The sequence below is a fragment of the Sphingopyxis sp. genome (assembly GCF_016793825.1).
Lineage (GTDB): Bacteria > Pseudomonadota > Alphaproteobacteria > Sphingomonadales > Sphingomonadaceae > Sphingopyxis.
On the sequence record NZ_JAEULM010000033.1, the window covers coordinates 118,021 to 137,597 of the forward strand.

A 19,577-nucleotide genomic window follows, 5' to 3' on the forward strand; every position below is an offset into this window, starting at 1 on the left:
CACGGGCCCGAAAGACAGTGCAGGAGCGGGCCTCAACGAGGCGGCGGAGGCGTGGGCATCCCCGGCAACGGGATGAATTCCGCGCTGTCGCCCGGAACCAGCGGGAATCTTCGCTCTTTCCAGTCGTTCTTGGCCTCGTTGATCCGGTCACGCGAGGAGCTGACAAAATTCCACCATAGATGGCGCGGCGTCACGAAAGCCTCGCCGCCGAGGAGCATCACGCGCGCATCGGTATCCGCCCGCAACGTCATCGCCTGCCCAGGCTTTAGGATATAGAGGCTGTACCGGTCGAGCGCCTGGCCATCGAGGCGCGCATCGCCCATCGCGACCACCACCGCGCGCTCGTCGGCTTCAGCCTCGATCGGCAAACTGGAACCGGCATTCATCAGGATATCGGCATAGATCGTCGCGGCCTGCTGCGTCGTCGGGGCGGTCGCACCCCATAGGCTGCCCATGATCACCCGCGCCGATACCGAACCATCCTCGACAAGCGGGAGATCGTCGGCCGCGACATGTTCGAAGGCCGGATCGATTTCTTCCTTGCCGTCGGGCAGAGCGAGCCATGTCTGCATGCCCGAGATCGGCGACCCGGTGGTGCGCTCGGCCTGCGGCGTACGCTCGGAATGAACGATGCCGCGCCCCGCCGTCATCAGGTTGCACGCGCCGGGCCGGATCGTCGCATAGGTGCCGAGACTGTCCCGATGGTCGATCGCGCCTTCAAAGAGGTAGGTCAAAGTCGACAGATTGATATGCGGATGCGGCCGCACGTCCATTCCCTGCCCGATGTCGAAATGCGCCGGGCCGAACTGGTCGACAAAGATGAAGGGGCCGACCATCGTCCGCTCCTTGTTCGGCAAGGTGCGTCGCACGTCGAATGCGCCGATGTCGTGCGTCGAGGGGGTGATGACGGTAAACATCAATCGAGCCTTTCCAAGGTTCTTCGGGTCTTACCGGTTTCGACATTGCCCGTGTTCCGTGTCGAACCGGGTTCTAGCAGCAGCACATGGCACTCGCCGTCCAGCGCCTCGGGGCAATGCTCGACGCCGTGGGGCACGATGATGAATTCGCCCGGCTCGACGATCACGTCGCGACCACGGAAAGCCATCTTCATCCGGCCGGCCACGACGAGAAAAAGCTCGTCCTCGACCTCATGGTGATGCCAATCGAACTTGCCGTCGAGCTTGACCAGCTTGACCTGAAAATCGTTGATGTCACCCGCGATCCGCGGATTCCAATGATCGTGAAAACTGCCGAAGGCTTCAGCGAGATTGACCTTGGATGGCATCACCCCTCCCCCGGCGCGCTCGCTTTGATCGCAAGCGCGTGGACGCGCTGGCCCGGCAAGTCGCCCAGCGCCCTGTTCACCGCACGCTGACGCGCGACGCGGTTCTGGCCCGCAAAGCCCGACCATTCGATGGTCAGGCTGAAATGCGACTCGCCGCTGCCATCGTCGCCCGCATGGCCGTGATGTTTCGCGCTGTCGTTGCTGAGGATGAAGCTGGCATCCGGGAAAGCGGCGGTCAGCATGTCTTCCATTTCGCGTTGGACTGGACCTTTTTGTGTCATGCCCCCATGTTGGAGGCGGACGTTCCGCATGACAAGCCCCCGCTCCCCCCGATTCCATGGCCGCGTTCCGCGCGACGCCCCTTGCGCCGTGCCCGGTTGCCGCGAACCCGGGGAATTTCGCGCGCCCGTGTCTCAGCACCGGTCGCCCGATGGGCCCCCTCCCTACCGCTTTCTGTGCCTCGACCATGTCCGCGAATTCAACGCGGGCTATAATTTCTTCGAAGGCATGACCGCCGACCAGATCATGGCGGCGCAGTCGCCAACCGCCGGCTGGGAGACCGAAAGCCGCGCGTTCCGGCCCGCGGGCAGCGCCGACTTGCCGCCGCGCTGGGCCGACTTCAAGGATCCGATGGACGCGCTCGGTGCGCGCTTCCGCCAGCGAATGGACGAAGCGCGGCGCGAGGCGGCCAACCCCGGCCTGACGCGCGAAGAGCATGCCGCGATGCAATTGCTGGCGCTGCCCGCCAACGCCGACCGCGCGGCGCTCCGTCGCCGTTACAGCGAGCTCGTCCGCAAATATCATCCCGACCGGAATGGCGGCGATCGCAGTTTCGAGGCGAGACTCGGCGAGGTCGTTCAGGCATATCAGTTGCTGAGAAAGACGAAGGCCTTCGCATAAGGAGAGGTTCGATGAGCGACCTGAACGAAGCGCGTATCGAAACCGTCCGCCGCCATATGGCGCTTGAGATCACGCACGACTGGGACGGCGTCCTCGCGACCTTCGAGCATCCTCGCTATGAATTGCTCGGTCCCGGCACCGTCTTCGACGGTGAGGCCGCCGTGCGGTCCTATTTCGCTACGTCGCGCGAACCCTTTCCCGATCAGGCGAACGAGGTGATCGCCATCGCGGCCGACGAAAGCACGAACGCGGTGCTCGTCGAATTCTGGCTGACGGGCACGCATCTGGGACCGCTGAAGCTCGGTCTCCGTACGATCGAACCGACCGGCAAGGCCTTCCGCATCCGCATGGCCGCGACTTTCGAATTTGCGCCGGGCAGCGACAAGATCGTCTGCGAGCGGCCCTATTACGACCAGTCGGCGGTGATGAAGGCCCTGGGTCTGCTCTGAATAAGGCGTTGCAAGCCGCAACCCATAGCGATACCGCGCTGGCGAAGCGCCGGACGTCCGGCGACTCTCCCACCTATCGCTTCGCTGGACAACCGACATGACCGACATCCCGAACAGCCTTCCCGACCACCACGGCTCGACGCTGCTCGCCGCGCCCGATACCGAGGTCGATGCACGCGAGGTTTTCGGCGTCGATATCGACATGAAGGTTCCCGCGTTCAGCGAGGCCGACGAGCGCGTTCCCGACCTCGACCCCGCCTATGTCTTTGACGGCGACACCACGCTCGCGATCCTTGCCGGCTTCAAGTTCAACCGTCGCGTGATGGTTCAGGGTTATCACGGCACCGGCAAATCGACCCACATCGAACAGGTTGCCGCCCGGCTCAAATGGCCGTGCATCCGCGTCAACCTCGATGCGCATATCAGCCGTATCGACCTTGTCGGCCGCGACGCGATCGTCCTTCGCGACGGCCAGCAGGTCACCGAATTTCGCGAAGGTCTGCTCCCCTGGGCGCTGCAGACGCCGACCGCGCTCGTCTTCGACGAGTATGACGCGGGGCGCCCCGACGTGATGTTCGTGATTCAGCGCGTGCTGGAAGCCGAGGGCAAGCTGACCCTGCTCGACCAGAATCGCGTGATCCGCCCGAACCCGCATTTCCGCCTCTTCTCGACCGCGAACACGGTTGGTCTCGGCGACACGAGCGGACTGTATCACGGCACTCAGCAGATCAATCAGGGCCAGATGGACCGCTGGAACATCGTCGTCACGCTGAACTATCTGCCTGCCGCGACCGAAAGCGCCATCATCCTCGCCAAGGTGCCCGGCACCGACGACACGACCGTCGCCAATATGGTGAAGGTCGCTGATCTGAGCCGTCAGGGATTCATCAACGGCGATATTTCGACCGTCATGTCGCCCCGCACGGTGATAAGCTGGGCGCAGAATGCCGCGATCTTCAACAATCTTGGCTTCGCCTTCCGCCTGACCTTCCTAAACAAATGCGACGAGGCCGAACGGATGATCGTCGCCGAATATTATCAGCGCGTGTTCGGCGAGGATCTGCCCGAGGGCGTCATCGGCAAATAAGCGGCCGGAGCGGTACGCCGCCCCGAACCGTCATTTCAATATGGCCTCGGCGTCGACCAGCCGGACGTCGTGCATCTTGTCGAGATAGGCCTCGAAATACCCCTTGTGCGAGGCGCCGACGATGCTGAGCGTGCGCGCACCCGGGCGTGTCGCCATCGCGGCGCGGATGTTTGCAACCATGCGCAGGTTGCGCGTTTCCCACCACCCGACATAGCGGCGACCATAATTCTGCGGCGTCACGTCGGCGAGTGCCGCGCCGAAATCGCTGTCGAACGCGATGCGCATCGTCGCGGGACTGTTGTATGCACGATAAAGATCGAGGACGCCGGCGCTGTCGAGTCGCGACTCGATTATCTTTTCGGCAGCCAGCCGTTCCTTCAGGACCGGATTATCCCAGGCTCGCTGCAGGGCAGCGCCATAACCCGGATCCTTGTCGATCGACGCGGTCGTCCCGTCGGCGCTATGGTCGTCGACCGAATAGACGCGATCAAGCTCCAGCCGCGCCGCGAGCGCTGCGGCTATGACGAAATTCTCGTTGCGATGGGTCGTCAGCTTGTCGAGCCGCGCCACGAGAGTCTCGTCGAGCCCGTCACCCGCATGCCGTTCGGCCGCAGGCAGTCTCAGCCATTGCACAAGCGCCGACGCCTGCTCACCGCCCGCAAGGAAGACGGCGGCCAGATGGCGACGCTCGGCAGCGACGGGATTTGCCGGCCAGGCCGCCAGCAACCGCGCGGCCTCGATCGTCGCGGCCGGAACATCGAGTCCGGTGGCCTTGCGCGCCGGCTCGGGGTTCCAGCAATAATCGTCATAGGCTCCGGGATAGAGCGGCTTGTAACGCAACAGCATCTCGCAATCGGGACCGGAGATACCCTCGATCGTGATGATCTGCGGATTGAATGCCGCCAGCCGCGCGAGCAACGGGTCGAGACTGGCGACCGAAAACCCTTCGGGAAGCGCCGAAAGATGGGGCGTCCCCAGAACGAGCAGCTCGCCGGCCGTATCGGCCTTGAACGCCCCCGGATCAAAGGACGGCACATAGGACGGGGGCGTGCTGGTCCCGGCAGCGAGCAGCAGCGCAGCGAATAACGACATCACATTCTCCCTGATCGCCGCCCACGGCGTTCGCCTTGGAATAGTCCAAGTGTATTACTCGATCAATACTCCCGATCATCCAACTTTCGCCTTCCCAAGTATCGCCCGCTCTGCCAGCGTTGCGCGATGCGCCTCCTTGCGGCCCTCCCCTGCCCCCTCCTCGCCTGCCTCCTCCTCTCCGGCTGCATCTCGCCCGTTGATTATGGCGAGGTCCGCCACACCGCCTATGTCGCCGACCCGCGTTGCGCCGCGGCGGCGGGGGCGTCCGTCGACGCGGCGGCACTGCCGCTTTTCTTCGTGACCAGCCGACTACCCGACTGCCGCACCGAAGCGATCACGCTTACCAACCATCGTGGCGACATCGTGCGCTACGGCCGGTTCGCCGCGCCGCGGGAGAGCGAGATCGGCGGCAAGAAAAAGTTCCGCACGCCAATGGCGTTCCAGAACGAGGGCGATTGGTGGCAGGCGTTGCAAGCCGAGACCGACCGCAGGCAGGGCCGCGTGCTCCTTTATGTTCACGGCTATCGCGAGACATTCGAGACGACATCGAAAGATGCCGCGCAAATCGCGCGCATGACCGGCTTCGACGGTCCCGTGATCGAATATAGCTGGCCCTCGCAGGGCCAGGTTCTGAAATATGCGGTCGACGAAACCAACATGTATCATGACGTGCGGAATTTTGGCGATTTCCTGCGAAATCTTGCTGACCGATCGTGGGTCAAGGAGATCGTCATCGTCTCGCACTCGCTGGGCGCGCGCCTCGTTATTCCAGCGATCGCCACCGCCGACCGCTTGTCGCGGCGTGCCGGACGGACGACCAACATCTCCAACATCATCCTCGCTTCGCCCGATATCGACCGCGAGACATTCGAGCGCGACACTGCAGGCGACGTCCTGGCGCCCGAGCGCGTCGAAGGTGGGCGCCACGTCACCATCTATGTCTCGCTTCATGACAAGGCGCTCGCGGCTTCGCGCGCGCTGCACGGCTATCCGCGGCTCGGTTCGCCTTATTGCTTCGACCCCTTCGACGCCGCCGACCTCCGCGCCAGAGGTTTGCCGGAGCGCTGCTATGTCAAGGCGGTGCCCGGCATTACCGTGGTCGATACGACCGATGTGTCGCGAGGATCGACCGGACACAGCAATTTCCTCCGCAGCGCCGTCGCCTGCCGCGACTTCGTCGATGTGATCGCCGACAAGTCGGCCCGGCCCGAACGCACCGCAACGCCCTGGAGCCATATCTTCCGCCTGATCCCCGATCCGGCCGATCCGAAGCCCGACGACAATCTGATCTGCGGCCGCGTTGCCGGCGACGAGGAGGATTGAGGCACAGACGACCATCCTCCTGCACCACCCCGGATCAAGCCGGCGGTGACGAATGTGACATAGGCCACCTCCATCCTCTTCCTTCGCGCAACAAAGCTGGTTAGAGCCGACTCGAAATGGCAAGTCAGTCTCCCCTCGACGACCTGAAGGCCGCGCTGTCCAGCGTCGCGCGCGCGGTGACGCGCGACCCCGAGGTCGAAGTCGGCTTCACCGCCGATGCGCCGGTGCAGATCGGCAAGGCGATCAAGGTTCCGACGCCGTCGCGCACTCTGCCCCGCGATCAGGTTGCCGAAGCGCGCGGGTTCGCGGACAGCTATGCGCTGCGGATGAAGCACCACAGCGAAAAGGTCCACAATGCGGCCCGCCCCTCCGAACCCGTCGCCGCCGCAGCGTTCGACGCCATGGAACGCGCGCGGATCGAGGCTCTTGGCGCTCGCAACATGGCGGGCATGCGGCAGAATCTGTCGGCTGCGCTGACCATGCGGATGCGCAGCGACCCGATCAGCCGGGCACAGGCGCGCGAGGACGTGCCGGTTTCGAGTGCGCTGGAACTGATGCTGCGCGAAGCACTGACCGGCGAACAGGCACCGCAGGGAACCGAAACGGGCCTGTCGCTGGTGCGCGAATGGATCGCCAAGGACGCGGGCGGGGACATCGACGCGCTCGCAATGCTGATCGACGATCAGGCCGCCTTTGCCGAGACCGCGAAGATCGCGCTTCGCCATCTCGACCTCATCTATGGCGACGATCCGATGGACGAGGGTAGCGAAGACACCGGCGAAGAGGATCAGTCTGAGGCGGAGGAAAGCCAGGAAGAACAGGAAAGCGAAGACGGTGGCGCCGGCGAGAGCCAGGTCGATGCCCGCGCCGAAATGGCGGGCGACCAGGCCGACGATGGCGACAGCGACCCGGACGCGCAGGAAATGGAAGCCGACGGCGAGCCCGAAATGGGCGGCGAAGGCGACGAGGGCATGTTGCCGGTCCGCCCAAACCGGTTGCCCACCGACGTCCCCGATTTCAACTATCTGCGCTTCACCGAAAAGCATGACGAGATCGTCCTCGCGACCGAGTTGTGCGATGCCGACGAACTGACGCGGCTGCGCGCCTATCTCGACCAGCAGATGGCGCACCTGCAGGGCGCGGTGACCAAGCTCGCCAACCGTCTCCAGCGCCGCCTGATGGCGCAGCAAAATCGAGCGTGGGACTTCGATCAGGAAGAGGGTCAGCTCGACGCCGCACGCCTCGCCCGGGTGATCGTCTCGCCCGGCCAATCCTTGTCCTACAAGGTAGAGCGCGATACCGATTTTCGCGACACGGTCGTGACGCTGCTGATCGACAATTCGGGATCGATGCGCGGCCGCCCGATCAGCATCGCCGCGATCAGCGCCGACATTCTCGCGCGCACGCTCGAACGTTGCGGCGTGAAGACCGAAATCCTCGGCTTCACGACACGTACGTGGAAAGGCGGGCAGAGCCGCGAAGACTGGCTTGCAGCCGGCCGCCCCGCGCACCCCGGCCGTCTCAACGACCTCCGCCACATCATCTACAAGCCGGCGGACGAACCTTATCGCCGCGCGCGGAGGTCGCTTGGCCTGATGATGCGCGAGGGGCTGCTCAAGGAAAATATCGATGGCGAGGCGTTGATGTGGGCGCACCACCGCATCATCAATCGCCCCGAGGAACGCCGTATCCTGATGGTGATCAGCGACGGCGCGCCGGTCGACGACAGCACGCTGTCCGTGAACCATGGCGCCTATCTCGACCAGCATCTGCGTCAGGTGATCGAGTGGATCGAAAACCGCTCACCCGTTGAACTGTGCGCGATCGGGATAGGGCATGACGTGACGCGCTACTATAGCCGCGCGGTCACGATCATGGACGCCGAGCAACTGGGCGGAACGATGGTCGAGCAGCTCGCCAGCCTGTTCGACATCGATTAAAAATAACTTCACACGGATGTCGGCACAAGGTAATCCGCACGATGAGAATTAGGGGATATTTAATGCGCAAGAGTTTCGTTGCGACGTTGGGCCTCGCGGTAGCTACGATGTCCATTTCAGTCCCAGCTTTGGCGAAAGAGACGGAAGAAGCCAATACATTGACGCACGGAATGGTGCAAATGACGCTAAAGGTTGGAGAGACAAGCCAAGCTGAGATTCTTGAGAAATTCGGTGGCCCAAATATCACGACGATCGATGGTTCCGGCCAAGAAATGTGGGTCTACGATCGCCATGCGACCGTCAGCTACGATAAACAATCCGGGTTTTCCATTGGATTAGCGGTTGGCGGCGGCAGCGGCGGTGTTGGCGCAGGCGGCGGACTGGGCTTCGGTTCAAAAAAGAGCAAATCGTCAACGACTACGCGTTCGATGACATTAATTATTAAATTCGACGCGAATAAGATTGTATCGGACTTCAAGAGCAGAAGCAGCTCATTCTAAGCATAATCGGGGGACTAGGCAGTGAAACATTTCCGAGTGGCGGTAGCCGTAGCAGCGATCGCCAGCCTGTTCATTGGCGCTCCAATTGCGGCCGCAAAGGAAAAAAGGCAGGAAATGTCAGCCCTGCAAATTCAGGCGATGCAATCCCGAGATGTGGAAGGAAGCTATAAGACCGTCTTCGCGTCGGTGATATCGGTTCTTCAAGATTCAGGATACCGAATCGAAAACGCAGATCGCGATACTGGACTTGTGACAGGACTGGGGTCGAGCAAAGGAAAGCTTACATACAATCTTTTTACCGGGTTCGGAAAATCTAAGAAATCTCCCATAGTTTCTGCTTTCATCGAAGAAATAAATCCAAATACATCTCGTGTTCGGATTAATTTTGTCATGGCATTAATGAAGTCAAATGCATATGGGTCTCAGCCGCAAGACGAAGAGCCCATACTTGATGCTGCTGTTTACCAGGATGCATTCGAAAAAATCAATCAAGCCGTGTTCGTTCGGAACAGCATGGCTCCTCCTGCACCGACTCTTGAAGAAAGACCGGAACACAGCGCAGAAAATGGTGAAAATAACAAATAAAATCCTTCTTTATTTGTTTGATTTATTCATAATTTTCTTGAGTTTCGGCGTCACGCATGGACATGCCGCCGAACCGCGCGTTGAGGTCAATTGGAACCTATCTCCGACTGATAAGGTAGGAAGCCGCAAATCCGGAATAGCTTGCTTTCCGAACGGCGCTTTACGCTGGAAAGACATTGCGAAGCCTGATTCATCCGAACTGGCTACCCATTTAGGCGCGCTGCTTTTGCCAAACGCGCAAGAGAGGCAGATCAAAGGAAAGCTCGTTTCGATAAAGGCATCATTATGCACGCCTTGGCTCGGAGTTGGAGAAGCCGAGCCAAAATCTACATTCAAGATCACGATGATCTGGAGCTTCGTTGAACCAAGCGGGATTCTGGCCGACGAGATTGTCGAGACTGAAATCGGGAGCAAGCAGCTTGACCTTCGCGTCAATGCAACTCTGTTTTTTGAAGCCTTTGAAACCAGTTTGAAAAGCGCTCTCTCACGCGGACGCTAGCAATGCACTCAAGATTGCGCCGCGTCGCCGCACGCAGGTGACAACCCCTTTTGCCCTCGTTACAACCGCTTCCCGGAGCAGCAGGGACTCGCGCGGCTACGACGGGCACCGCTGCATCATCATTGTGCTGAAGGTCGCCGGCACGGACTGCAAGCCGCACCCTGAAAGGTGCGTTGCGATAGGGGGCGACTGATTGTGAAAAAAGCATCCGACCTGTTCATCGATTGCCTGGAAGAAGAAGGCGTCGAATATATCTTCGGCGTTCCGGGCGAGGAAAATCTCGACTTCCTCGACAGCCTGTCACGTTCGAAGAAGATCAAGCTGATCCTGACCCGCCACGAACAGGGCGCGGGTTTCATGGCGGCCACTTATGGGCGCCACACGGGCAAGACCGGCGTCTGCCTCGCGACGCTTGGCCCCGGCGCCACGAACTTCGTCACCGCCGCCGCCTATGCGCAACTCGGCGGGATGCCGATGATGATGATCACCGGACAAAAGCCGATCAAAAAGTCCAAGCAAGGACGCTTCCAGATCCTGGACGTCGTCGCGATGATGGGGCCGATCACCAAATATACGCACCAGATGGCATCGTCGGATAATATCCCGAGCCGCGTCCGCGAGGCCTTTCGCCTCGCCGAGGAAGAAAAGCCCGGAGCGGTCCACATCGAGCTGCCCGAAGATATCGCCGACGAACATACCGATAGCACGCCGCTGAAGCGCAGCCATTCGCGCCGCCCGAACGCCGACGTCAAGTCGATCCGCGAGGCGGTGAAAGCGCTGGAAAATGCGAAATCGCCGGTACTGGTGATCGGGGCGGGCGCGAACCGGACGATGACCAGCCGCATGCTGCTTCAGTTCATCGAAAAGACCGGCATCCCGTTTTTGACGACCCAGCTTGGCAAGGGCGTGATCGACGAACGGCACCCGAAATTCCTGGGCTGCGCGGCCCTGTCGGCGGGCGACTTCGTCCACCGCGCCGTCGAGGCGTCCGACTGCATCGTCAACCTTGGCCACGACGTCATCGAAAAGCCCCCCTTCTTCATGAAGCAGGGGGGACCGACGGTCATCCATGTGTCGTCGAAAACCGCCGAGGTCGATCCGGTCTATTTTCCGAATATCGAGGTGATCGGCGACATCGCCAACGCGGTGTGGCAAATGAAGGAAGATATCGTCCCGAACGGCAGTTGGAAATTCGACGATATGCTGCGTTATCGCCAGGGAGAGGTGGCCCACACCGCGCCGCTCGCCAAGGACGAACGCTTCCCGATCTTCCCGCCCCATCTGGTGCAGTCGATCCGCGATGCGATGCCCGACGACGGGATCATCTGCCTAGACAATGGCGTCTACAAGATCTGGTTCGCGCGCGGATATACCGCCTATCGCCCCAATACCGTACTGCTCGACAATGCCCTCGCGACGATGGGCGCCGGCCTGCCGTCGGCGATGATGTCGGCAATGGTCTATCCCGACCGCAAGGTCATGGCGATCTGTGGCGATGGCGGTTTCATGATGAACAGCCAGGAAATGGAAACCGCGGTGCGCCTCGGGCTAAACCTGACCGTGCTGATCCTGAACGACAGCAGCTATGGCATGATCCGCTGGAAGCAGGCGAACATGGGCTTCAAGGATTGGGGTCTCACCTATGGCAACCCCGATTTCGTGAAATATGCCGAAAGCTATGGTGCGCACGGCCACCGCGTCGAAAGCGCGGCGCATCTCAAGGAGCTGCTCGCCCATACTCGCGACACGCCAGGCGTCCACCTGATCGACTGCCCGGTCGATTATTCGGAGAACGACCAGATCCTCAACGTCGACATCAAGAAACTGTCGAAGGAGTTGTAGGACCGGCTCCCCTCCCGCAAGCGGGAGGGGCAGCGAGACTTGCGAGCTCGCTCGTTAGTCGCAGCGGGGTGGGTTTCTTCACCGCCGCTGGCCCACCCCCAACCCCTCCCGCTTATGGGAGGGGGGAGTAAGCTGAATGAAACTCAAGGACGTCTATCCGCTCTACCTCAACAACAAGGCCGCGCAGCCGAACACCGACCTGGAGGTGATCGACAAGTTCACCGGCGAGGTCGCGTTTCGTACCGCGCTCGCGACGCCGGATGTGATCGACGCGGCGATCGCGGGTGCCGTCCGCGCCGCCGAACCGATGGCCCGGCTCGCCAGCTTTGAAAAACAGGACGTCCTCAACCATTGTGTCGGGCGATTCCGTGAGCGTTTCGACGAGCTCGCCTATGCCCTGTGCGTAGAGGCAGGCAAGCCGATCGCCGATGCCGAGGGCGAGGTCAGCCGCCTGATCGACACCTTCCGCATCGCCGCGGAGGAAGCGGTGCGCAACTATGGCGAGATCCAGCCGCTCGACATTTCCGCTCGCGCCAAGGGCTATATGGGTATGTGGAAGCGGGTGCCGATCGGTCCGTGCAGCTTCATCTCGCCGTTCAATTTCCCGCTCAATCTTGCCGCGCACAAGATCGCGCCCGCGATCGCGATCGGCTGTCCGTTCGTGATGAAACCCGCATCGATGACCCCGCTTGGCGCGATCATCATGGGCGAGGTGCTGGCCGAGTGCGACATCTTGCCCGAAGGTGCCTTCAGCATCTTGCCCGCAAGCCGCGCGGGCGCCGATCTCTTCACGACCGACGAGCGGCTGAAGCTGCTGTCCTTTACCGGCTCGCCAGGAGTCGGCTGGGATCTCAAGGCAAAGGCGGGCAAGAAAAAGGTCGTCCTCGAACTCGGCGGCAATGCCGCGGTGATCGTCGACAAGGACGCCGACCTCGACCACGCGCTCGCGCGTATCGTCTTTGGCGGCTATTACCAGTCGGGGCAAAGCTGCATCCATGTGCAGCGCACGATCATCCACGAAGATATCTACGACCGCTTCCGCGACATGCTCGCGGCGAAGGTCAAGACGCTGAAATCGGGCGATCCCAAGAATCGCGACACCTTCATCGGTCCCATGATCTCCGCCAAGGAAGCGCAGCGCCTGAAAGGCTGGATCGACGCCGCGGTCGGCGCGGGCGCGACGCTGCTCGCCGGGGGCGGATGCGACGGCAACATGCTCGAGGCGACGTTGCTCGAGAATGTGCCGGACGACACCGATGTGGTGCGCGAAGAAGCGTTCGGCCCCGTCGTCGTCCTTTCAAAATTCTCAAACTGGGAAGAGGCGCTGGCCGAGGTCAACGATAGCAAGTTCGGCCTGCAAGCCGGCATTTTCACGCGCGACATCCACAAGATACTGGAAGCCTGGGACCACCTCGACGTCGGCGGCATCGTCGTCAACGACGTTTCCTCCTACCGCGTCGACAATATGCCTTATGGCGGGGTCAAGGACAGCGGCCTCGGCCGCGAAGGCGTGCGCTTCGCAATCGAAGACATGAGCGAAATCAGGAATTTGGTGATCCGCAGGGTCTAATCGCCCGAACCCGTCATTGCGCGGAGCCGAAGGCGACGCGGTAATCTCCAGCTATCGCCCTCACAAGGCCGATGACTGGAGATTGATTCGCTCGCAATGACGGACTCGGTCGTCACCGAACCGCCTTCAAATTTTCTTCGAACCGTCATCGCTCCACCCCGCACGCTGTAACAAAACTCCTGTCTAGGCCGTAGACAGCCAAAGGCTGTTCACGGAGTGCGACATGGCATCGATTTCGACCCTGCCGATCCCCGCCCGCTTTCCCGATCCCTTCACCACCGACCCGCATATTCCCGAGCGCGTGATCGGCGAGCGCCGCAATTTTCGTGCGGTGTGGGTCAGCGACATCCACCTCGGGACGCGCGGATGCAACGCCGCGATGCTGATCGATTTCTTCGACCATGTCGATTGCGAGACGCTCTACCTCGTCGGCGACATCATCGACGGATGGCGGCTCAAGAAGCGCCACTTCTGGCCGCCCGAACATAATGATGTCGTCTGGCGCGTGCTGAAGCGCGCGAAACGGGGCACCCGCGTCGTCTATGTTCCCGGCAATCATGACGAAATGATCAAGCCCTTCGACGGTTTCGATTTCGGCGGCGTCGAAATCCGCCGCGAGGCGATCCACGAGACCGCCGACGGGCGGAAACTGCTTGTCGTTCACGGTGACGATTTCGATGCGGTCATGCTGGCGCATCGCTGGCTCGCCGTCATCGGCGACGCCGCCTACACCGCGCTGATGAAGTGCAACGTCGTGGTCAATGCGGTGCGGCACAAGCTGGGTCTGCCCTATTGGTCGCTGTCGATGGTCGCGAAGCACAAGGTCAAGAACGCGGTGCAGTTCATCGGCCGCTATGAAGAGGTCGTGGCGCACGCCGCACGCTCGCGCGGGGTCGATGGCGTCGTGTGCGGCCACATCCACAGCGCCGAGATGCGGGAAATCGACGGCGTCGATTATTATAACGACGGCGACTGGGTCGAAGGCTGCACCGCGCTTGTCGAACATCAGGACGGGACGATGGAGGTTCTCCATTGGGCGACGGAAGTCGCGGCACGCAGCGCACCCGTCGCGCTTCCCGCCCCGGCGCGCGCCGCGTGAGAATCCTGATCGTCACCGATGCGTGGGAACCGCAGGTCAATGGAGTCGTCCGCACGCTGCAGGCGACGACCGCCGGACTGCGTGCGGAAGGGCACGAAGTCCGGATTATCTCGCCAGACATGTTTCGCTCGATCCCCTGCCCGACCTATGGCGAAATCCGCCTCGCCTTTGCCGGCAAGCGGGCCGTCGGGCGGCTGATCCAGGCCTTCGCACCACAGGCCATTCATATTTCGACCGAAGGACCGCTGGGTCTTGCCGCCCGTCGCTGGTGTGTCGCCCACGGCTTTCCCTTCAGCACCGCTTACCACACACGCTTCCCCGAATATGTCGCGGCACGGCTTCCGGTATCGCCAGCACTCGTTTGGCGCTTCATCCGCTGGTTTCATCGCCCCGCGCGGCACATCATGGTCGCGACGCGCAGTCTGGCACGCGAGCTTGCCAGACAGGGACTTCCGCAAACTCTGCTGTGGGAACGCGGCGTCGATCACGGGCTGTTCCGCGACGATCGTGCACCCCACCCCGCGTTCGATACGCTCGCCCGTCCGATCCAGCTCTATGTCGGGCGCGTCGCCGTGGAGAAGAATATCGAGGCGTTTCTGGACGCCAGACACGCTGGCACCAAGGTGGTTGTCGGCAATGGCCCTGCACTGGCCGAGCTACAGGGCCGCCATCCAGACGCAATGTTTCTGGGCAAACTCAGCGGCGACACTCTGGCGTCGGCCTATGCCGGCGCCGACGTCTTCGTCTTTCCAAGCCGCACCGATACCTTCGGGCTGGTGGTCATCGAAGCCTTGTCTTGCGGCACGCCGGTCGCCGCCTATCCTGTTCCTGGTCCCGGCGATATCGTCCGCGACGGCGCCGGTGCGCTGGACGAGGACCTGGACAAGGCCATCGCTGCCGCGCTCGCCTGCCACCGCGCCGACGCCGCGGCGCTCGGCGCGCGGTACAACTGGGCTCGCTGCACCGCGCAGTTCGTGCAGGCTCTGACTTTCGTTCCGGCTGAAACCGCCATCGATGCGACGGTCGGCACACCGAACCTCGCCTAAACCGGGAGCCCAGGGTCAGGACCCTAGAAAGCCTTGCGCCACTCCAGTTCCACGTAGCGGCCGAGCGGATCGGTATAGCCCGGCTGGTAATTCAGTGGGACGATTCCGTTGGCATCGGTGATCTTGCGCTGCGCATCGAACAGGTTGTCGATCGACAGGCGCACGCGCGACCCTTTCAGAAACGGCAGCGATTTGGTGATGTCGGGCTTCTGGTTGAAATCCATGAAGAAGCGCAGATTGAAGGTCGCCAGATCACCGAACTTCAGGTCGCCCGCGGTGCCGCCGACAACGGTACTGCCGCTGTCATATTTCGCGCTGACGCGCGCGCCCATGCCCTTGTAGAACACGCCGCCGTCCAGCTCGACGAGGTGGCGGTTGCTGCCGCCGCCATTGCCGGTCGCCGATCCATTCAACAGGTCGAGTTCTGGAATACCGGGACCGATCAGCACCTTATCGGTGAGTTTGATCGTGTGATACAGCGAGACCTGCCAACGCCCACCCTGCGGCTGGCCGAACATGCCGCCCGGCCCGCCACGGCCGCGGAATCCGCCGCCGCCGGGGCCACCCGGTCCGCGTCCGGTTCCCGGAGGAGGTCCGCCCTCGCCGCGCGGCGGCCCGCCCGGCCCGCCAAGACCGGGGCCGCCAGCGCCCTGCTTCGGCTGAGCAAAGCTCTTGCCGAAGTTGAAGCCCCAGCGAATCTGCGAATTTTCCGCGCGGTCGTAATTGACCGGACGCTGGTCGAGCGCGATCAGCACGCCGTTCGTGTCGCGGATCGCGCGGCCGGGAAATGCCGCTTCTATCTCGGGCGTCAGCAACGGAAACGAGTTCGCCGTGTCGAAGCTCTTGTTACGGTTGTAGTTGACCGACAGGTCGAGTCCCTCGATCATCGGCGGCGACCAGTTCAGCCCGACCTTGAGATCGCGGCGACGCTCGGTAAGCAGGAAGGGATTTCCCCCGCTCGTCGTGGTGATGCGGACCGTCTGTCCGGTCCTGAAATCATAGTAAGTGACGTCGGGCGTCGTCAGCGGCGCCGCGCCCAGTTGGGTCACGCTGGGCGCCGCCTCGTCGCTGTTGAAACTGGTGACGACCGAGAAATTCTTCGACAATACCCAGTTGAGGCTCGCGCCCCAGCTCTTCAATGTTTCGAAATCGCTCGGTTTCTGGATCTGCGCGCTGAGGTTCGCCGACAGGCGGATCGGCCCGGCATGATATTCGGGATCGAGCAGCGGGACGTTGAGCGAACCGAATACGCTGGGCAGATCACGCGACAGGTCGGTCGTCACGATCGTCGCGCCGCGCTCCGAGCGGCTGTCGAAGCGGAGCCCGCTATAGCCGCCGGTCACCGACGCGCGGATCGGCCCTGCCCAGCCATCACCGAGGCTGCCGGAGAAATTGGCGTTGGCGCCGAAATTCTGGCTGCTGCTGTCAAAGCGATCGCGCGTCGTGTTCAGCCTGTCGGTGAAGATGCGCTGGTCCGAATCGCCATAATTGCCCGTCACCGCCCAGCGCCAGTCGCCCAGCATTCCGTTGACACTCGCGGTGGCGGTAATGTTTTGCGTCCGGCTGTCGCGCCGCAGCGGATCGGCGATGCCCCCCGCGCCCGGCCCCAGCAACGAAAGCGAATCGGTCTGGTCGAAGCGCAGGTTCAGCGATGCGTCGGTGAGCTTGTTAAGGCTGCGCTGGATCGTGCCGTCGATCGAATAGGTATCGGTCGCGGGAAGCAGGCTGCGCGCCGAGGCGTCGGCGGCGTCGCTCGTCGCGGGGTCGTAACGCAGGTCGCGCTCGCTCTCGCGTAGCATCGTCGCATGCTCCCAGCCCGCGTTGACGTTCACCCGCCCATTCTTTCCGATCATCAGGAAGCTCGGATCGATTTCGCTCTGGAACCGGCCACCCTGGGTCGGGACGCCCCCCTCTGCCTCGACCGCAAGCTGCCGGAAATCGGGCTTGAGCACGACGTTGACGACGCGCTCGTCAGCCGCATAGCCATATTGAAGCGCGACCTCTTCGGGAAAGATTTCGATCTTGGCGATCGCTTCGGGAGGCAGGTTGCGCACTTCGCCGAAACCGCCGATGCGGCGCCCGTTGACGAGGATGATCGGACGTCCGCTCCCGCGCCCGCGGCCCGACCGCGTCTGCGGTGCCAGCGCGTCGATCAGATCGGACAGGTTCGACACGCCATAACTCGCGATCGCCGTCTCGTCGAGTTCGGCCTCGGCGGCGATATCCGTGTCGAGTTGTCCGGCAAGGCGCGGGGCGGTGACGATGATCTCGTTCCGGTCGAACTGATCGGACTCCTTGTCGGAAGTCGTCGCGGCCGGCACTGCGGGTTGCTCCGCCATATCGACCGTCGCAGCGACTGCGGCTTCGGTTTCCGCCAAGGCCGGCATCGTAAACGACGCCCCCGCCGCCAACAGCAGCGCCCGCGTGGAAAGGGAAAGGCGATTTTTTTTCATTGGGGAGAAGCCTTGTTTCTTTTCTGTCTTGGTCTTTTCTTGCCGTGCCCGCGCTGAACACTCGCTGACACCGCTCTTTGTTCGCGGTTCAGTTATGTCGCAATTGTCGCAACAATGTGTCGGAACCAGCGCCGTTCCACCAACGACCGATATCGACCGCTGGACAGCGGGGGCCTGCCTCTTTATCGGCCGGCCATGCCGACTCCCGACTCCTCCGCCGCGCCTGAATCGATCCTGATCATCGACTTCGGGAGCCAGGTCACCCAGCTCATCGCCCGCCGCGTCCGTGAAGCGGGGGTCTATAGCGAGATCGTCCCCTTCAACGCAGCCGAAGCGGCGCTTGAGCGAATGAAGCCAAGGGGCGTGATCCTGTCGGGTTCACCCGCTTCGGTCCCCGCCACCGGCAGCCCGCGCGCCCCGCAATCGGTGTTCGACAGCGGCCTTCCAATCCTGGGCATCTGCTATGGGCAGCAGGTGATGAGCCAGCAACTCGGCGGCCGGGTCGAGCCCGGCGGCGCCGATGGCGAACGCGACGGCGAGTTCGGTCGCGCCTTCCTGACCGTTACCGAACCCTGCGTGCTGTTCGACGGGTTGTGGGAGGTTGGCGAACGCCATCAGGTGTGGATGAGCCACGGCGACAAAGTCACCGAGTTCGCTCCCGGCTTTCGCATCGTCGCGGTCAGCGACGGCGCACCCTTTGCGCTCATCGCCAACGACGAACGCCGCTATTACGGCACCCAGTTCCATCCGGAAGTCGTCCACACGCCCGACGGCGCGAAATTGATCGCCAATTTCGTCCGCCACGTCTGCGGCTGTTCGGGCGACTGGACGATGGCCGAATTCCGCGCCACCAAGATCGCCGAGATACGCGAACAGGTCGGGGATCAGCGCGTTTTGTGCGGCCTGTCGGGCGGCGTCGACAGCGCGGTTGCGGCCGTGCTGATCCACGAAGCGATCGGTGAGCAGCTCACCTGCGTCTTCGTCGACCACGGCCTGCTTCGCATGAACGAGCGAACCCAGGTCGAAGAACTGTTCCGCGGCCACTACAACATCCCGCTCGTCGTCGTGGACGCCGAGGAACGCTTCATGGCGGGCCTAGCCGGCGTCACCGACCCCGAAAAGAAGCGAAAGTTCATCGGCGGCGAGTTCATCAATGTGTTCGAGGAAGAAGCGAAAAAGATCGGCGGCGCCGACTTCCTCGCGCAAGGCACGCTTTATCCCGACGTGATCGAAAGCGTATCCTTCACCGGCGGCCCCAGCGTGACGATCAAGAGCCACCACAATGTCGGCGGCCTGCCCGAGCGAATGAACATGCAACTCGTCGAACCGCTGCGCGAACTGTTCAAGGACGAGGTAAGGCTGCTTGGCAAGGAACTGGGACTACCCGATATTTTCGTCGGACGTCATCCCTTTCCCGGTCCGGGTCTCGCGATCCGTATCCCCGGCGAAGTATCGAAGGAACGCTGCGACATCCTGCGCAAGGCCGATGCCGTCTATCTCGACGAGATCCGCAACGCCGGATTGTATGACGCCATCTGGCAGGCATTCGCCGTGCTGCTTCCGGTCAAGACCGTCGGCGTCATGGGCGACGGCCGCACCTATGACCATGTCTGCGCGCTGCGGGCAGTAACGTCCACCGACGGCATGACCGCAGACATCTACCCCTTCGACGCAAGCTTCCTCTCGCGCTGCGCGACGCGCATCATCAACGAGGTTCAGGGCGTCAACCGCGTGGTGTACGACTATACGTCGAAGCCACCGGGCACGATCGAGTGGGAATGATTCCGCGTCTGGCACAGCCAGGCACCTGATGGCATGAAATGCCGCTAAGCCCGCGTAATTGCGGGCTTTTTTTTGTTTGTGTTTGGCACGATCTGGCAACGGGAGGAAGCGCCAAGCACCGTTTG

At 62.3% G+C, this 19,577-nt stretch carries 18 protein-coding genes; 13 read left to right on the forward strand and 5 right to left on the reverse strand.

Annotated elements, in window-relative coordinates; translation table 11 throughout:
• Positions 1 to 32 precede the first annotated feature (32 nt).
• The 3 genes from JNM03_RS10430 to JNM03_RS10440 are packed head-to-tail and all read right to left on the reverse strand — an operon-like array spanning position 33 to position 1,566.
• A complete protein-coding gene (locus JNM03_RS10430) occupies positions 33 to 917 on the reverse strand; it encodes a pirin family protein (protein ID WP_294036390.1) in 885 nt (294 codons plus the stop codon).
• Positions 917 to 1,285 carry a cupin domain-containing protein gene (locus JNM03_RS10435; RefSeq protein WP_294036391.1) on the reverse strand — a complete coding sequence of 123 codons (369 nt, stop codon included), beginning with the start codon at positions 1,283 to 1,285 and terminating at the stop codon, positions 917 to 919. Before JNM03_RS10435 ends, JNM03_RS10430 begins: the two co-directional genes overlap by 1 nt.
• On the reverse strand, positions 1,285 to 1,566 hold the full coding sequence (locus JNM03_RS10440; protein ID WP_294036392.1) for a BolA family transcriptional regulator: 282 nt from the start codon (positions 1,564 to 1,566) through the stop codon (positions 1,285 to 1,287). Before JNM03_RS10440 ends, JNM03_RS10435 begins: the two co-directional genes overlap by 1 nt.
• A 28-nt stretch (positions 1,567 to 1,594) precedes the next feature.
• Here JNM03_RS10440 and JNM03_RS10445 point away from each other — a divergent pair, with 28 nt between their 5' ends.
• The 3 genes from JNM03_RS10445 to cobS all read left to right on the forward strand — a co-directional run bounded on the left by JNM03_RS10445 (position 1,595) and on the right by cobS (position 3,721).
• Positions 1,595 to 2,185 carry a J domain-containing protein gene (locus JNM03_RS10445; RefSeq protein ID WP_294036393.1) on the forward strand — a complete coding sequence of 197 codons (591 nt, stop codon included), beginning with the start codon at positions 1,595 to 1,597 and terminating at the stop codon, positions 2,183 to 2,185.
• A gap of 11 nt (positions 2,186 to 2,196) precedes the next feature.
• The gene (locus tag JNM03_RS10450; RefSeq protein ID WP_294036395.1) at positions 2,197 to 2,634 is read left to right on the forward strand and encodes an ester cyclase; all 438 of its coding nucleotides are present in this window, start codon (positions 2,197 to 2,199) and stop codon (positions 2,632 to 2,634) included.
• A gap of 97 nt (positions 2,635 to 2,731) precedes the next feature.
• The gene (gene cobS, locus JNM03_RS10455) at positions 2,732 to 3,721 is read left to right on the forward strand and encodes a cobaltochelatase subunit CobS (protein ID WP_294036397.1); all 990 of its coding nucleotides are present in this window, start codon (positions 2,732 to 2,734) and stop codon (positions 3,719 to 3,721) included.
• A 30-nt stretch (positions 3,722 to 3,751) separates the two neighbouring features.
• On the opposite strand, the gene JNM03_RS10460 is transcribed toward cobS, so the two are convergent.
• On the reverse strand, positions 3,752 to 4,813 hold the full coding sequence (locus tag JNM03_RS10460) for a DUF5694 domain-containing protein (RefSeq protein WP_294036399.1): 1,062 nt from the start codon (positions 4,811 to 4,813) through the stop codon (positions 3,752 to 3,754).
• A gap of 126 nt (positions 4,814 to 4,939) precedes the next feature.
• Between JNM03_RS10460 and JNM03_RS10465 the strand changes: the two genes are divergently transcribed.
• The 9 genes from JNM03_RS10465 (at position 4,940) to JNM03_RS10505 (ending at position 15,217) form a co-directional block, all read left to right on the forward strand.
• Positions 4,940 to 6,136, forward strand: coding sequence for an alpha/beta hydrolase (locus JNM03_RS10465; protein WP_294036400.1), 1,197 nt, complete (start codon positions 4,940 to 4,942; stop codon positions 6,134 to 6,136).
• Positions 6,137 to 6,252: 116 nt separating this feature from the next.
• A complete protein-coding gene (gene cobT / locus JNM03_RS10470) occupies positions 6,253 to 8,076 on the forward strand; it encodes a cobaltochelatase subunit CobT (protein WP_294036401.1) in 1,824 nt (607 codons plus the stop codon).
• Between the two features lie 62 nt (positions 8,077 to 8,138).
• Complete coding sequence (locus tag JNM03_RS10475) at positions 8,139 to 8,576, forward strand: hypothetical protein (protein ID WP_294036403.1); 438 nt, start codon at positions 8,139 to 8,141, stop codon at positions 8,574 to 8,576.
• 21 nt (positions 8,577 to 8,597) lie between these two features.
• Positions 8,598 to 9,161, forward strand: coding sequence for a hypothetical protein (locus tag JNM03_RS10480; protein ID WP_294036405.1), 564 nt, complete (start codon positions 8,598 to 8,600; stop codon positions 9,159 to 9,161).
• Positions 9,142 to 9,660 (forward strand): hypothetical protein, encoded by a 519-nt coding sequence (locus JNM03_RS10485; RefSeq protein WP_294036407.1) that lies wholly within the window; start codon positions 9,142 to 9,144, stop codon positions 9,658 to 9,660. Before JNM03_RS10480 ends, JNM03_RS10485 begins: the two co-directional genes overlap by 20 nt.
• A gap of 192 nt (positions 9,661 to 9,852) precedes the next feature.
• On the forward strand, positions 9,853 to 11,502 hold the full coding sequence (locus tag JNM03_RS10490; RefSeq protein WP_294036424.1) for an acetolactate synthase large subunit: 1,650 nt from the start codon (positions 9,853 to 9,855) through the stop codon (positions 11,500 to 11,502).
• A 136-nt stretch (positions 11,503 to 11,638) separates the two neighbouring features.
• Complete coding sequence (locus tag JNM03_RS10495; RefSeq protein ID WP_294036409.1) at positions 11,639 to 13,072, forward strand: aldehyde dehydrogenase family protein; 1,434 nt, start codon at positions 11,639 to 11,641, stop codon at positions 13,070 to 13,072.
• A gap of 223 nt (positions 13,073 to 13,295) precedes the next feature.
• Positions 13,296 to 14,171 (forward strand): UDP-2,3-diacylglucosamine diphosphatase, encoded by an 876-nt coding sequence (locus JNM03_RS10500; RefSeq protein WP_294036411.1) that lies wholly within the window; start codon positions 13,296 to 13,298, stop codon positions 14,169 to 14,171.
• The gene (locus JNM03_RS10505) at positions 14,168 to 15,217 is read left to right on the forward strand and encodes a glycosyltransferase family 1 protein (RefSeq protein ID WP_294036413.1); all 1,050 of its coding nucleotides are present in this window, start codon (positions 14,168 to 14,170) and stop codon (positions 15,215 to 15,217) included. Before JNM03_RS10500 ends, JNM03_RS10505 begins: the two co-directional genes overlap by 4 nt.
• Before the next feature lie 23 nt (positions 15,218 to 15,240).
• Here the strand turns inward: JNM03_RS10505 and JNM03_RS10510 are convergent, their stop codons facing one another.
• A complete protein-coding gene (locus JNM03_RS10510) occupies positions 15,241 to 17,670 on the reverse strand; it encodes an ABC transporter ATP-binding protein (RefSeq protein WP_294036415.1) in 2,430 nt (809 codons plus the stop codon).
• Between the two features lie 195 nt (positions 17,671 to 17,865).
• Here JNM03_RS10510 and guaA point away from each other — a divergent pair, with 195 nt between their 5' ends.
• Positions 17,866 to 19,452: a glutamine-hydrolyzing GMP synthase gene (gene guaA / locus JNM03_RS10515; RefSeq protein ID WP_294036417.1), complete on the forward strand. Its 1,587-nt coding sequence runs from the start codon at positions 17,866 to 17,868 to the stop codon at positions 19,450 to 19,452.
• Positions 19,453 to 19,577: the final 125 nt, after the last annotated feature.

Coding starts and splice junctions, on each gene's coding strand:
- JNM03_RS10430 (WP_294036390.1), bottom strand. CDS start 917: ATGTTTACCGTCATCACCCCCTCGACGCACGACATCGGCGCATTCGAC.
- JNM03_RS10435 (WP_294036391.1), bottom strand. CDS start 1,285: ATGCCATCCAAGGTCAATCTCGCTGAAGCCTTCGGCAGTTTTCACGAT.
- JNM03_RS10440 (WP_294036392.1), bottom strand. CDS start 1,566: ATGACACAAAAAGGTCCAGTCCAACGCGAAATGGAAGACATGCTGACC.
- JNM03_RS10445 (WP_294036393.1), top strand. CDS start 1,595: ATGACAAGCCCCCGCTCCCCCCGATTCCATGGCCGCGTTCCGCGCGAC.
- JNM03_RS10450 (WP_294036395.1), top strand. CDS start 2,197: ATGAGCGACCTGAACGAAGCGCGTATCGAAACCGTCCGCCGCCATATG.
- cobS (WP_294036397.1), top strand. CDS start 2,732: ATGACCGACATCCCGAACAGCCTTCCCGACCACCACGGCTCGACGCTG.
- JNM03_RS10460 (WP_294036399.1), bottom strand. CDS start 4,813: ATGTCGTTATTCGCTGCGCTGCTGCTCGCTGCCGGGACCAGCACGCCC.
- JNM03_RS10465 (WP_294036400.1), top strand. CDS start 4,940: ATGCGCCTCCTTGCGGCCCTCCCCTGCCCCCTCCTCGCCTGCCTCCTC.
- cobT (WP_294036401.1), top strand. CDS start 6,253: ATGGCAAGTCAGTCTCCCCTCGACGACCTGAAGGCCGCGCTGTCCAGC.
- JNM03_RS10475 (WP_294036403.1), top strand. CDS start 8,139: ATGCGCAAGAGTTTCGTTGCGACGTTGGGCCTCGCGGTAGCTACGATG.
- JNM03_RS10485 (WP_294036407.1), top strand. CDS start 9,142: ATGGTGAAAATAACAAATAAAATCCTTCTTTATTTGTTTGATTTATTC.
- JNM03_RS10495 (WP_294036409.1), top strand. CDS start 11,639: ATGAAACTCAAGGACGTCTATCCGCTCTACCTCAACAACAAGGCCGCG.
- JNM03_RS10500 (WP_294036411.1), top strand. CDS start 13,296: ATGGCATCGATTTCGACCCTGCCGATCCCCGCCCGCTTTCCCGATCCC.
- JNM03_RS10510 (WP_294036415.1), bottom strand. CDS start 17,670: ATGAAAAAAAATCGCCTTTCCCTTTCCACGCGGGCGCTGCTGTTGGCG.
- guaA (WP_294036417.1), top strand. CDS start 17,866: ATGCCGACTCCCGACTCCTCCGCCGCGCCTGAATCGATCCTGATCATC.